Consider the following 12,557-nt stretch of genomic DNA (forward strand, 5'->3'; position numbering starts at 1 on the left):
CCGATCAACCACGATCCGCCTGTCAGACCTGTGTATGGGGTGCTTTGAAATCCGGTGTTGCAGGCGAGCCACGCTTTGACGCTCGAAATTTACGAAGCATTAACCTCAAAGGCTCGCGACGGCCCGTTTTGAAGCCGTCCAAACGGGAATCGGATGCGCTCCGCGTGTCCTAAGCCGCGAATCCCGTTGGATAGCGATTCTCAACCGGCTCCGGTTCAGTATTCCCACTCGGCGCCGATCCCGACTGCGGCGCTGCCGTCTGCCCCGGTCTCCGCCTGGAGCTTCAGGCGCTTCGTCACATCGATGCTGACCGAGACGCCGCTATCCTCGGGCTTGGAGCCGACCTTCACGCCAACGGAGACGTTGTCGCTGATGTAACGCGACGCTCCGACGGTCGGACCGCCCTCTCCCATCTGGATGTCGAGATTGTCGACGCCGAGCGACTTGCGCAGCCGCTCGAAGGTGTCGTCCCCGCCACCACCGGCGAATTGCGCGGCAGCCTGGGCGAGCTGAAGGGCCTGGAAGGCCGAAAGCGAGCCGGAGGCACGGGCGAACAGCAGCCGCGACAGCACTTCGTCCTGTGGCAATTCAGGCTGGGAGGTGAAGGCGAAGCTGGGCTGGTCGGCCGGGCCGCTGACGATGACCTTGGCTGTCACGTCACCGGCGCTCGTCTCGGCAACGAAGTCCAGTTCGGGGATCAACCCACCGGCGAAGGTGAGCCGGCCGCGGCTGAAGTCGAGGCGCTGGGTCAACACGCTGAGGCGGCCGCGACGCAGTTCGAAGCCGCCATTCAGCACCGGGGCGGACGAGGTGCCGGCAATGCGGATCTCGCCGCCGAGCTCGGCATCGATGCCGCGGCCGCGGATGAAGACGCGGCTCGGCGCCGAAACCGTCAGGGCGAGCGTCGCGTCGAATGCCGGGGCAGCGCGACCACGGCCGCGAGCCTGGCGCGCCTTGCGCTCGGCAGCGAGGCGGGCGGCAGCGGTACCGCGGGCATTGATGTGCTTGATGCCGTCGACGGGCCGGAGCGAGGCGGGCAGCCGGTCGGGAACGGAAACCTCGAGCGAGACGATGTCGATGCGCCCGCCGATCCGCGGGCGCTGGGCGAGCGGCCCGCTGATTTCGAGATCCAGCCCCGCGACGGCCGTGACAAGTCCGCTTGAGACGAGCTGTGCGCGCTCGCCCCGGATGCGGATATTGCCGGGGAAGCCGGCGGCCGGATCGAATTTGACCTGACCGCTGCCCGAGATCGTGCCGCCATTCGGCGCGCGGGCCGAAGCGCGCTCGATCGTCAGATTGTCCCCATTGGCGGCGATGCGGGCTTCGATGGCGTTGAGCCGGATGCCCTGCAGCGCATCGGTGAAGCTGCCGTTCGACAGCGTCGCGTTGCCGCTCAGGCGCGGCGCGGACGCGGTCCCGCCAGCGCGCATATCGATGGCGACATTTCCGGTGACGCGCTGGCCGTTTACGGCGAGCATCGTATTGGCGATCGCGGCGTCGATACGACCCTGCGCAGAGAGATCGAGCGGCCCCGTGGCGTTGAGCGGCGCCGTGCCTCGCAGCGTCAGGCTGGCGCCACGGCCGGCATTCACGGTGGCGGAAACGCTGGTGGCGTCGCCCTTGAAGGCGCCCTCTCCGGTGATCTCGACCGGCGGCAAGCCGGCTTGCCGGGTTTCGGGCGTGACGAGTTGCGCGATCCGCAGCTTCCACGGGCCGGAGAGATCGCCTGGCTTGCCCTTGATCTGCGCCTCGGCATTCAGGGTGCCCGACAGGTTCAGGTTCGGCGAAGCGATACGGGCGGCCGAGAGCGGCACGTTGCGGGCGGCGAAGCGCAGATCGAGCGTCTCGCCGGCGCGACCATCGAGCGTCACCCTTCCCTTGTCGATCATCAGGGCGAGGTTGGCGATCTCGACGCCGGAGGCCGGGAAGCTCAGCGAGGCCGGATTCGCGAGCGTGATCGCGCGGCCGTCACGGCGAGCGTCGAAGGAGGCGATCTCCAGCTTCAGCGGCTCGCCGGGCACCAGCCGGCCGGCGCCCTTGAGCGCAAAGCCGCGCGCGCTCGCGCTCAGCGTGAAGGCGCTGGCATCGGGCGCGCCTTTCGAATCGAAGCGGATCGCGCTGATCATCTCGCCGGCGGCAACAGCGCGGTCGATGGCGATGGCCGCATCGAGCATCGGGCGGCCATGGATGTCGCGGGCGCCGACCTTGGCATCGAGCTTGTCGATCGAGACCGACGGACCGGCGAGGCGCGATCCACGCGCGGTCAGGTCGATGTCCTGCCGCCCGTCCGGCGTCGCCAGCACAATATCGGCATCGAGCTGACCGCCGAGCTTGGTGAGCGCCAGCGCCGAGAGATCGTCGAGATTGCGCGCGGCCAGCGTCAGGCGGCCGGCGGCGCGGCTCGCGGGATCGAGGGTGAGCCCGCCATTCAGCCGGACCGAGCCGATGGCGAGATCGAGCGTGGAGAGATTCCAGCCGTCATCCGGCTGGCGCGCGAGCTGGATCGTACCTGTCGCCGGCTTCGAATCCACCTCGCCGGCCAGATTGACGCGCGCATCGAGCGCGCCCTGCAGGTCCTTCACCACGGCATCGATGCCAAGGCGCTGGATCGGGCGGCCCAGCGCGGTGGCATTGGCGAGGGCTATGCGGGCCGTGGCATCGAGCCGGTTCTGCGGGCCGGTGAGTTGCGCAGTAATGTTGCCGCGGCCGGAAAGACGAGGATCGGCGCGCTTGAGATCAGGCAGGGCGAGCGCGAGCTTGAGATCGGATTGCTGCCGGCCGATCGAGCCATCGGCCGTGAAGGCCGCATGCTGGCCGGCGACGCGCAGGCCACTCACCGTGTAGTCGCCGGCAAGCGCATTGACCCGCCCGGCGAGTGTCAGGCTGCCGGCGAGAAGCCGGTCCACGGCGGCCGTCCCGGTGGCGAGGCGCTCGGCCTTGCCGTCCAGTATCGCCGTATAATCGTTGAGGCGCGGGGTCGCATCGAGATCGGCCGTGACCTCCGCCCTGCCCCCGAGCGGACGCTCGGCGAGATCGCTCAGCCGGGCGAGATCGGGGAGCACCGCCGTGAGCTGGCCGAGGATGCGGGCCTGGCCGAGCTTGCCCTTGTAGTCGAGCTCGACGCCGGAAAGGGCGAGCTTCAAGGTCTCGAAATCGGCCGTGCCGTCATCCTGCCCGGTGCCGCGCAGGGTGAAGGTCACCTTGTCGCCGACCGCGCGCGCAAGTGCCTTGTCGGCCAGCGCGATCCCGCTGGCCTCGCCGTCCGAGGTCAACGTGATCCGGGTGCCGGGCTCCCCGATAATGCCGCTCGGCGTGGCATTGAAGGTGAGTGCGACCTTGCCGAAGCGACCGGTCGGCAGGTTTGCATCCTGCGCGTTGAAGGTCGCCACGACGGTTGGGCCGGCGACGGGCCCGCGGATCGTCGCATCGAAGGCGAGCTTGCCGATCTCCGCGCCCGAGGCGACCGTACGACCATCGGCATTCGGCCGGGACGCGGCGCTGACACGCATGTCCAGCGTCTTGTCGGCATTGTAGCGGCCGAGCACGTCGAGGCGGGCCAGGGCGGAAACCAAGGCGAGGTTGCGGATGTCGACGCCGCCGTCATCGCGGAAGCCGACCGAGCCGTCGAGCCGGGTCGAGCCGGCGAAAACCGGCGCAACCGGCGGCGGCATCAGCCCTTCGATGCGCGCGTCGAGCGCAAGCGCGAGCTGACGCTCGGCGCCCGCCCGCGCGAGCGTCGCGGAGCCCTCGGCCCCGATGGTCGGGCCGGCCGTGAAGGTCAGGTTCGAGCGGAAGGAATCGAGCGGGCCGTCGCCATTGAGGTCGAGCTTCACCGGCGGCTCGCCCGGCAGGCCCGCGACCTTCGAGATCAAGCCGCCGGCAGGCTCGTCGAGCTTGGCGGCGAGTTGCAGGCGCGTCGACTGCGGCACGAAGGCCAGGTTGACGTTGAAGGTGCCGCCCATATCGAGACGGCGCGCCTCGAGCTTGAGGTCGAGCCCCTCGCTCGGCGGGCCGAGCGAGGCCGAACCGGTGGCGCCGAGGCGTGCGGCGACGCCAAGGACGGGCTGGCCCAAAGCGAGCTCGTTGAGCTGGAAGGCGCGGAAGATGACCTTGAGCGGCAGTTCCGGCAGGATCGGCTCGTTGCTCGGCGCCGTCGTGCCGGCCGGCTGCGGGGCCGGCTTGCGCAGCACTTCAAGCTTGCCGATCTCGAGGCGGTCGACATCGAGCCGGCGCAGCAGCAGGGCGCTGCGGGTCCAGATCAGTCGGACACGGTCGAGACGCAGCCAGGCGCCGTCGCGATCGGAGAGGACGATGTCGCGGATCTCGACATCGGAAGAAAGCGCGCCATTGACCTCGCCGATCGAGACCTGGCTAGTGTCGCTGGACAGCGCCTTCGAGATGAGATCGGCGACGATGCCGCGGTCGGTCTGGGCATTCTGTGCAAAGCCGCCGAAATGGGCCGAGGCGAGGAAACCCGCCATGAGCAGAGCGAAAAGCCCCGCCACCCTGCGAGCCCTCATTCGGAGGAGCGGCGAAGCGGCGTCTCGCAGGATGTTCCAGGAGGTTCCAAAACCCGCTGGAGCGCCCTTCGAGACGCGCCTTGCGGCGCTCCTCAGGACGAGGGCTTTCATCTTGGCGAAGTCGGTGAGGAGGCGGCGCATCAGAAGGCCTGCCCGATGCTGACATAGAGGGCGACCGGCTTGTCGCCCTTGCGCGGGTTGAGCGGTGCGGCGACGTCGACGCGGATCGGCCCGATGCCGGTATAGTAGCGCAGGCCGAGGCCGGCGGCCATCTGCAGCTTCTGCTTGCCGTCCGGGAAGCTCGATTCGAAGGCCGTGCCGGCGTCAAAGAAGGGTACTATGCCGATTGTGTCGGTGATCTTGATGCGCGCTTCCGCCGAGAGCTCCAGCAGGCTGCGTCCGCCGATAAGTTGGCCGTAGGGACCGAGCGGCGCCAGGCTGCGATAGGCATAGCCGCGCACGGAGCCGCCGCCGCCGGCATAGAAGCGCCGCGTCGCCGGGATCTCGTCGAGGCTCGCGCCCGAGATCGAACCGAAGCCGACCCGGCCGGCCAGCACGTAGCGAGCGTCCTCGTCGAGCGCATAATAGGCCGAGACTGCGCCCTTGGTCTGGTAGATGCCGACGGTCGAGCCGAGGAAGGTCGGATAGGGTGTGAAGGATGCGATCGCCCGGAAACCGCGCGTGGGATCGAGCAGGCTGTCGGTCGAATCGTATCTCACCGAGAGCGGGATGCCGACCAGCGTGTAGTCGATCTCGCCGAGCACGTCGCTGGTCTGGCCACGCTCGACCTCGATGCCGGCCTGAACCGAGAAGGTGTCGCTGAAGCGGTGGCGGATCGCGGTGGTGACGTTGGCGTAGCGGGCGGTATAGCCGCCATAGCGGTTGGTGCCGACCCGCTCGCGCGTCGCGACACCGTCGAGCAGCCAGTCGTAACGGCTCCCGCCCAGCGCCGGCTTGATAAAGCTGAAGCCGAAACGGGCGCCGATGTCGGATTCGTTGAAATCGCCGAAGCTCTGGATCTTGGTGCCGTCGATGCGCGGCGCCAGGAAGATGCTGCCTTCGAGCCGCAGCCGCTCGGCGCCGCCGAACAGGTTACGATGCTCCCAGTAGGTCTTCACTGCCGGGCCGTCGATCGTCGAGTAGCGGGCCGAGAAGCCGAGCAGGCGCTTCGGCCGTTCGGTGACCTCGACGAAGATCGGCAGGTTGCCGGCGCTGTCGAGCTTGTCGCCCTCGCGGATGCGGACCGAGCCCACGGCGGGAATCGTCGCGATCGAGCGGCGCGTATCGGCCAGCGCCTTGGGCGAATAGGGATCGCCGGGCTCTAGATAGATGAAGGAGCGCACGACCTCGGGCGGAATCTCGTCGGTCTGGCCGATGGTGATGTCGCCGAATCCTGCGAGCGGGCCGGGATCGAGGACATAGGTCACGTCCATGATGCCGGTGGCGTGGTCGACGACCGGCCGGAGCTCGACCATCTTGGCGAGCGGACGCGACTGGGCGCGCATATAGTCGACCAGCGCGGCCTGCGCGCTGCGCAGCGCCGCCGACGTCGCCGGGTCGCCCTCCTTCAATTTCGAGACCTTGAGCGGATCGGCGATCGCCGGCGGGCCGGGCTCGTCGCGCTCGACCACATCGATCTTGCGCAGGCCGAAGACCTTGCCGGGGCGGACCTTCACGATGATCGGCACCGCGTCGCGGTTGCGATGTGCCTCCAGCGCCCGGATCAGGGTGGCGTTCGGCTCGACCGCGACCGTCAGCGAGACCCCGTCGACGACCAGGGCGACATCGGCATTGAAATAGCCCTGCGACCAGAGGGCATCGATGAGCGGGTTGAAATCGGCCGCCATGCGACGCGCCAGCGTCTCGCCATCGGGCGGCGCATCCTGCCGCAGGCGATAGAGCAGCGAAGCATCCTGCAGCGTGCGGGTCAGCGCCTTCGCGCCCTCGGCATCGCCGAGATCGAAGTCGAGCTTGTAGGGCAAAGTCGTGGCGCTCGGCGCCGGCGGCTCGTCCTTCTTGGTGAAGAGGCCGAAGACATCGAGCGACGACAGATCGAAAGCCCGGGCAGCGTCAGCCTGCAGGCCCAGCAGTGTGGCAAACGCACAGCCGCCGCTCAGAGCGACGGCATGCCCTGCCCTACGCCAAAACCGCATCCGCCCTCCAAGCCACCCCGCCACACACAATCGAAACAGCGTCCGATACCCGCCGCCATCATAGGGCGGGAGCCGGCATGCGCAATGCTCAAGGACCCAGCGAGCCTCCGCGGCGTTCCTGAGATCGAGGACAGCCTTGTTCCGAAAAGCCTAACCATTGGTTGTCAGCGGCCATGCCAACCGGGCAGGACAAGATGATGTTGACCCCTCGTTAGAACGATTTGAGCTAAGACGCCCCCATGTCCGGCACCATCCTGCTGCTCACGCAAGCTCTGATCTATTTCGGCGTCATGGCCATGCTGTTCCGGCTGCGCCACCTCATGGGGCTCGGCGCCTTCCTCTGCGCGCTCGGCGTGATGCACTTCCTCGAGACCTATCTGGCTGCGGTCTTCTTCATCGAATTGCCCTTCGGCCTGCTCTCGCCGGGTTCGACCGTGCTGTTCTCGGGCAAGCTCGCGATCATCCTGCTGTTCTACATCCGCGAAGACGCCGAGACGGTCCGGCAGCCGATCTACGGGCTGCTGATCGGCAACTTCCTGATGGTCGCGCTGGTGGCGACGCTCAGGCTCTACGGCGCGCCCGTCACCCTGCCCGGCTACAACCCCGATCTCGTGCTGATCGACCAGATGGGCGCGCTGATGGTGTGGGGCACGACGCTGCTCTTCATCGATTCCATCGCGCTGATCCTGCTCTACGAGAAGCTGCGCCTCCTGCTCCCGCGTTCGCTCGTCCTGCGCGCCTGTATCAGCTTGGCGATCATCCTGACCTTCGATCAGGTCGGCTTCTTCATCGGGCTGCATCTGGTGACCGGCACGCCGCTGAGCGCGCTCTTCGGCGGCTGGGTGGCGAAGATGGGCGCGGCCGCCACCTATGCCGCGCTCATGGGCCTCTACCTCAACCTGTTCGAGCGCAGGACATCGGAACTCGCGCCCCAGCCGCTCTCGGATGTGTTCCACAAGCTGACCTACCGACACAAATACGAGGAACTGCTCGGCAAGAGCGGCCAGGACGCGCTGACCGGCGCCCTGACCAGGGAGCGGTTCGAGACCCTCGGCCAGGCCATTCTCGCGCGGAGCGCCGCGACGAAACGGCCGATCAGCCTCGCGATCCTCGATGTCGACCACTTCAAGAGCATCAATGACCGCTACGGGCACGTCACCGGCGACGAGGTGCTGCGGCGGGTCGTCGAGTGCCTGCGCGCGGAAATCCGCAGCGACGATCGCATCTTCCGCTATGGCGGCGAGGAGTTCGTCGTGCTGTGCGAGAACATGCCCCATGACGCGGCGCTCGCCTCAGCCGATCGCATGCGGCTTGCCGTACACGGCACGCTGGCGCAGGAGTTCGCGGCCGCCCCGACAGTCAGCATCGGCGTCGCGACGTTTCCCGATGACGCCAAGGACATCCGCGGCCTCGTCGCCCATGCCGACGCGCATCTCTACGAGGCCAAGCGACAGGGGCGCGACCGGGTCGTCGGCAACCAGGCCACACCGCAACAACAGGCCAGCTAGGGCTCCTTCGCGAGAAACGAAGCGGCGCCCGATCCGGGGTTCGGCCGCCTTACCGAAGCGTCAGCGCGACCGTCGCCAGCGGCGAGAGCTTCGTCACGACCTCGCCCTTGCCGGGCGAGAGCACGCCGCCGCAGAGGCTGCCGGTGGTGATGATCTGGCCCGCGCTCAGGCTGCCGAGATTGTCGTGCTTGCGATTGGCCCAGGCCAGGAACGGCACCATCGGATCGCCGTTGCCGTGGACGGCGGGCTGATCGTAGATCGTCACGCCGTTGAGCGAGATGAAGCAGCCGAGCCCGCTGAGATCGTCGAGCGTCTTGATGTCGATCTCCGAGCCGAGGATGTAGCCGCCATGGCCGAGCGCATCGGCAAGCCAGAGCGGAAACGCGACCTTGCCGTGCCAGTTGGCGAGGCGGCTCTCGACGATCTCGATGCCCAGATAGGCCTTGTCGCAGCAGGCGAGCAGCTCGGCGCGCGAATAGGGCTGCGCCGGGCGGAAGGGGACGTCGCGCGACAGCCGGAGCGCGAGCTCGATCTCGATGCGCAATTCCGCGCCGATCGCACCCTCGTAGACATCGCCGGAAGCGAGATAAGGGCCGGGCATCAGGCCTGCGATCGGCGTGCCGTCCTCGGCGATGCCGACCTTCCAGCCGGCCTCGGGCAAATCGAGTGCGCGGCCGACGGCAGCCTGTGTCGCCAGCCCATCGGCGATCGACTCCGGCACCGGCAGGCTAGCCGTCTCGATCAGCGAGCGGTCGCGGCGGGCCTGCACGAGCGCATCGCGCACGGTCTCGACGGTGGTCGGCATGGAATTCCCTCTGCATCCGAACAAGGCGGAGCGCCACGCCTCTGCTAGCGCAGCGCTCCGGGTGCGACAAGGCGCGCAGCCGAGCTCCGGCCATGCGGATGGAACCTCCCGGTCGTTTTTTGGTTGCCCGAACATGACCCGAAATCACCCCCGCTTCCGAAGGGCGCTTGTGCACGGCTTCGCCGCGCTTGCGCTGTTCGTCGCCGCCAGCGCTCAGGCGCAGGCGCCCGTCCCCGCGCAGGATTTCGTCAGCCAGACCGCCGTCGCCAACATGTTCGGCGTCGAATCGGCGACGCTGGCGCTGCACAAGACCACGTCTCCGGCCATCAAGGACTTTGCCCATCGCCTCGCCGACGAGCATGCGGCAGCGACGAGCAGCCTGCGCCGCATCATCGCCAAGCGCTCCGACATCGCCCTGCCCGACCGGCCCGACGGCAAGCACCTCGACCTGCTGCGGGATCTCGCCGACAAGCACGGCGCCGATTTCGACCGGGCCTATGTCGACGCCCAGCGCGACGCCCATCGTCAGGCGGCAGAGCTGATGCAGCGTTATGCCAGCGCGGGAGACGACCCAGAGCTGAAGACCTTCGCGGAACGGTCCTTGCCGGTGTTCCGGGAGCTCGACCAGAAAGCCCGGGATCTGCCGCGCTCGCCTTAGCCGAGAATACTACAACTTCTGCAAGCAGAAAGCTGCCCCACCCATGGACTTCGATGCAGCGGCGTGGAACGCTGGGCTGCGGCATGTTGGGGGGAACAGCATGAAGAACAACTGGTTTTGGGGGATCGCCTTTCTCGGCGCGATGGCCGCGGGGCCGGCCGAGTCGGCTGGGATACGATCCGAGTGCCGAGGCATGGGGAATGTGCAGGCTTGCAGCTGCGCGCTGGACAATGGTGGTTACGTTTCGCCCGATCCGCATAAGCCGGGCCGCATGCGCTGGCGCTCGGCCAAGGTGGGGACACCAGCGCATATGGCTTTCATGAACTGTACGGGCACCGCGACGCGCTGACCTCGACCTCTCCGAACGCCATGCTCAAGCTCGACCATCTCTCCGTCATTGCCCCGACCCTGGCGGAGGGGGTTTCGCATGTCCGGGCATGCCTCGATCTCGATGTGCCGTTCGGACAGCGCCACGGCTATATGGGCACGTACAATCACCTGCTTCAGCTCGGCGATACGGTCTATCTGGAGATCGTGGCGGTAGATCCCGACGCCGAAAGGCCGGGCCGGGCGCGCTGGTTCGGCCTGGACGATCGGGCGTCCGTCAGGGCTCACTGGGATGCGGGCCGCCGTCTGCGAGGCTGGGTCGCCAGGACGGATGCGATCGATACCGTTCTGGCCGGGCGCGAGAATATCTTCGGACAGAAGGTTTCCCTGCCCTGGACCGATCCGTCGATGGACTTTTCGATTCCGGAGGACGGCTCCCTGCCTCTCGGCGGCGCAGCCCCATCCATCATCGACAGGCGCGGCAAGCCGCGCTCGATGGCGACGATGGCGGATCTGGGCGCAAGGCTCAGTTCGTTCACGCTCCAGCACCCCGACGCGGCCGCGATCCGTGAATTCTATCGGACGCTGGTTCTCGACCGCCCGCCGGCCATCATCGAAGGCAACGTCACTCGCTATTCGGCGCAGATCGAGACGCCCGGCGGTATGAAGGAGTTGTTCTGAGCCTTTTCGGAGGTTCGGGATTGCCGGGAGCTGTGCCTTTCAACAGCTACATCATGGTGCCGCGACGCAGACGGCTCCAGTGCGCAACTCCACGCATCGAGGCTGAAAGCCTGTCCGTCAGCCGCTTGAAGACAGAGCGTGTGGGCGGCACCGAGGCGACAGCCATAAAGGGTCCGTGAACCTCGTAGAGGTAGTCTTCACGCAGAATCTGCCCGATCGCCAGACCAACCCAGAGACGTTCGGTGGAGTGAAGAAATCCGCGGTTCGGCGAGTGCATCTTGCGCTCCCACTGATGGAGTCACGACCTTGATCGGCCTTGGCCCGGTCTTGGTGCGGGATTGCGCGATCAGCGTCTGTGACGGGCGTCACATGGTCGAGGCACGCCCAATACGCAGGGACCGCTGCGGCAACCCTTGCCGGTCCAGGACGCCCTGCAAGCCTGCATCAAAGACGGCGTTTCAAGCAGCCGCGGCAGGCTATCGACCCCTCTCAGCAGTTTGCCACGAAGGCCCGCTACCAGCTGCCATCACCACCCCCGCAAGTCGGCGAAATCCCCAGCCATTGCAGAGCCTCGCAATGGAGGCCCTGTATCCTCTGGACATCCCGCCCCAAAGCCGCGCAAGAAGCAGACGGTCGCTGCGGCAACGTCCGCGCATGCCTGCATTCCCGCTTTCGCCAGACAGCGCGAGGCGGGCAAACAAGAAAACAGTCTGGGAGGAGTCAGGGAATGAAATCGCTTTGGGTCATGGCCGCCGCGCTCGGCGCCGCCCTCAGCCTGCCCGCGCAGGCGCAGGACAAGGTCAAGCTCGTCGACGTGATCGAGCTCTCGGGTGCCGGCGCCGCCGCCGGCACCAACTGGAAGAACGGCGCAGACCTCGCCGCTGCCGACATCAACGCCAAAGGCGGCATCCTCGGCAAGCAGGTCGAGATCGTCCATTACGACACGCAGACCAATCCGGGTAACACGCGCGCCGCCGTACAGCGCGGCATCGACGAAGGCGCCTACGCCATCCTCGGCCCGATCTTCTCCGGCCCGATCGGCGCCTCCATGCAGATCTCGCAGCGCGCGGAAGTCGCCCAGATCGTCGGCGGCGAGGCGGCCGGCTTCACCCGCCAGGGCAACCCCTACATCTTCCGCACTTCGATCAGCCAGGCGGCTGCGATGCCGAAGATCGCCAAATACATGAAGGAGACGCTGAAGGCGGGCTCCATCGCCGTGGTCTGGGTCAACAACGACTTCGGCAAGGGCGGGCGCGACACCATCCTGCCCGAGCTGGAAAAGGCCGGCATCAAGGTCGCCGTCGACGTCTCGACCGAGCAGGGCCAGGCCGATTTCACCGCCGACGCGATCAAGGTAAAGAACGCCAATGCCGATGCCGTCTTCGTCTATCTGAACGAGGAGGAGAGCGCCCGCTTCCTACGCGCCGCCAAGCAGCAGGGCATCACCAAGCCGATGATCGGCGAGACCACCCTGCTCGGCGCCAAGGTGCTGGAGCTCGCGGGCGACGCCGCCAACGGCGCCAAGGGTCATGTCGGCCTCTCGACCGACGCGCCGATCCCGGCGCTGCAGGAATTCGGCAAGCGCTACCGCGAGAAATACGGCTTCGCTTCCGACCATAACGGCGTGAAGGGCTACATGGCCGTCTTCATGGTGAAATGGGCGACCGAGAAGCAGAAGAAGCTCGACAAGAAGGGCCTCGCCGACACGCTGCGCGGCGCGACCATCAAGGCGAGCGAGGAGCCGGGCATCCTGATGGATACGGTCATTGAGCAGAACGGCGACCTCGACCGCGAGAGCTTCCTCGCCGAAGTCGTCAACGGCAAGCAGGTGATCAACACCACCCTGCCGAAGATCAAGCCGTAAACAGCCAGCCCATCCGCGACGTCATCCCGGGCGAGCAGCGC

Annotated in this window: 9 protein-coding genes; 5 read left to right on the plus strand and 4 right to left on the minus strand. The window is 67.2% G+C overall.

From position 1 onward, the window contains the following. Positions 1 to 215: 215 nt before the first annotated feature. The gene (locus AC2FAN_RS03715; RefSeq protein ID WP_485172750.1) at positions 216 to 4,505 is read right to left on the minus strand and encodes a translocation/assembly module TamB domain-containing protein; all 4,290 of its coding nucleotides are present in this window, start codon (positions 4,503 to 4,505) and stop codon (positions 216 to 218) included. 155 nt (positions 4,506 to 4,660) lie between these two features. Further along, positions 4,661 to 6,673 carry an autotransporter assembly complex protein TamA gene (locus tag AC2FAN_RS03720; protein WP_485172751.1) on the minus strand — a complete coding sequence of 671 codons (2,013 nt, stop codon included), beginning with the start codon at positions 6,671 to 6,673 and terminating at the stop codon, positions 4,661 to 4,663. A gap of 239 nt (positions 6,674 to 6,912) precedes the next feature. Here AC2FAN_RS03720 and AC2FAN_RS03725 point away from each other — a divergent pair, with 239 nt between their 5' ends. Further along, positions 6,913 to 8,181, plus strand: a complete 1,269-nt coding sequence (locus AC2FAN_RS03725) for a GGDEF domain-containing protein (RefSeq protein WP_265052770.1) — start codon at positions 6,913 to 6,915, stop codon at positions 8,179 to 8,181. 49 nt (positions 8,182 to 8,230) lie between these two features. Here the strand turns inward: AC2FAN_RS03725 and AC2FAN_RS03730 are convergent, their stop codons facing one another. Beyond that, complete coding sequence (locus AC2FAN_RS03730; RefSeq protein ID WP_485172752.1) at positions 8,231 to 8,986, minus strand: hypothetical protein; 756 nt, start codon at positions 8,984 to 8,986, stop codon at positions 8,231 to 8,233. Between the two features lie 169 nt (positions 8,987 to 9,155). On the opposite strand from AC2FAN_RS03730, the gene AC2FAN_RS03735 reads away from it, so the two are divergent. The 3 genes from AC2FAN_RS03735 (at position 9,156) to AC2FAN_RS03745 (ending at position 10,652) form a co-directional block, all read left to right on the plus strand. Continuing rightward, entirely contained in the window at positions 9,156 to 9,644 is a 489-nt protein-coding gene (locus AC2FAN_RS03735; RefSeq protein ID WP_265052768.1) for a DUF4142 domain-containing protein, read from the plus strand. A 100-nt stretch (positions 9,645 to 9,744) separates the two neighbouring features. Further along, complete coding sequence (locus AC2FAN_RS03740) at positions 9,745 to 9,993, plus strand: hypothetical protein (RefSeq protein WP_485172753.1); 249 nt, start codon at positions 9,745 to 9,747, stop codon at positions 9,991 to 9,993. Positions 9,994 to 10,013: 20 nt separating this feature from the next. Beyond that, positions 10,014 to 10,652: a VOC family protein gene (locus AC2FAN_RS03745; RefSeq protein ID WP_485172754.1), complete on the plus strand. Its 639-nt coding sequence runs from the start codon at positions 10,014 to 10,016 to the stop codon at positions 10,650 to 10,652. A gap of 46 nt (positions 10,653 to 10,698) precedes the next feature. On the opposite strand, the gene AC2FAN_RS03750 is transcribed toward AC2FAN_RS03745, so the two are convergent. Continuing rightward, positions 10,699 to 10,929, minus strand: a complete 231-nt coding sequence (locus AC2FAN_RS03750; protein WP_485172755.1) for a hypothetical protein — start codon at positions 10,927 to 10,929, stop codon at positions 10,699 to 10,701. A 450-nt stretch (positions 10,930 to 11,379) separates the two neighbouring features. Between AC2FAN_RS03750 and AC2FAN_RS03755 the strand changes: the two genes are divergently transcribed. Continuing rightward, positions 11,380 to 12,516, plus strand: coding sequence for an ABC transporter substrate-binding protein (locus AC2FAN_RS03755; protein ID WP_265052767.1), 1,137 nt, complete (start codon positions 11,380 to 11,382; stop codon positions 12,514 to 12,516). Positions 12,517 to 12,557 lie beyond the last annotated feature (41 nt).

It is taken from the genome of Allobosea sp. RIT-PG3_2, from assembly GCF_057321085.1.

Bases quoted from the DNA above. Each gene is read 5' to 3' on its own strand.
- AC2FAN_RS03720 (WP_485172751.1), bottom strand. From the start codon at position 6,673: ATGCGGTTTTGGCGTAGGGCAGGGCATGCCGTCGCTCTGAGCGGCGGC.
- AC2FAN_RS03725 (WP_265052770.1), top strand. From the start codon at position 6,913: ATGTCCGGCACCATCCTGCTGCTCACGCAAGCTCTGATCTATTTCGGC.
- AC2FAN_RS03730 (WP_485172752.1), bottom strand. From the start codon at position 8,986: ATGCCGACCACCGTCGAGACCGTGCGCGATGCGCTCGTGCAGGCCCGC.
- AC2FAN_RS03740 (WP_485172753.1), top strand. From the start codon at position 9,745: ATGAAGAACAACTGGTTTTGGGGGATCGCCTTTCTCGGCGCGATGGCC.
- AC2FAN_RS03745 (WP_485172754.1), top strand. From the start codon at position 10,014: ATGCTCAAGCTCGACCATCTCTCCGTCATTGCCCCGACCCTGGCGGAG.
- AC2FAN_RS03750 (WP_485172755.1), bottom strand. From the start codon at position 10,929: ATGCACTCGCCGAACCGCGGATTTCTTCACTCCACCGAACGTCTCTGG.
- AC2FAN_RS03755 (WP_265052767.1), top strand. From the start codon at position 11,380: ATGAAATCGCTTTGGGTCATGGCCGCCGCGCTCGGCGCCGCCCTCAGC.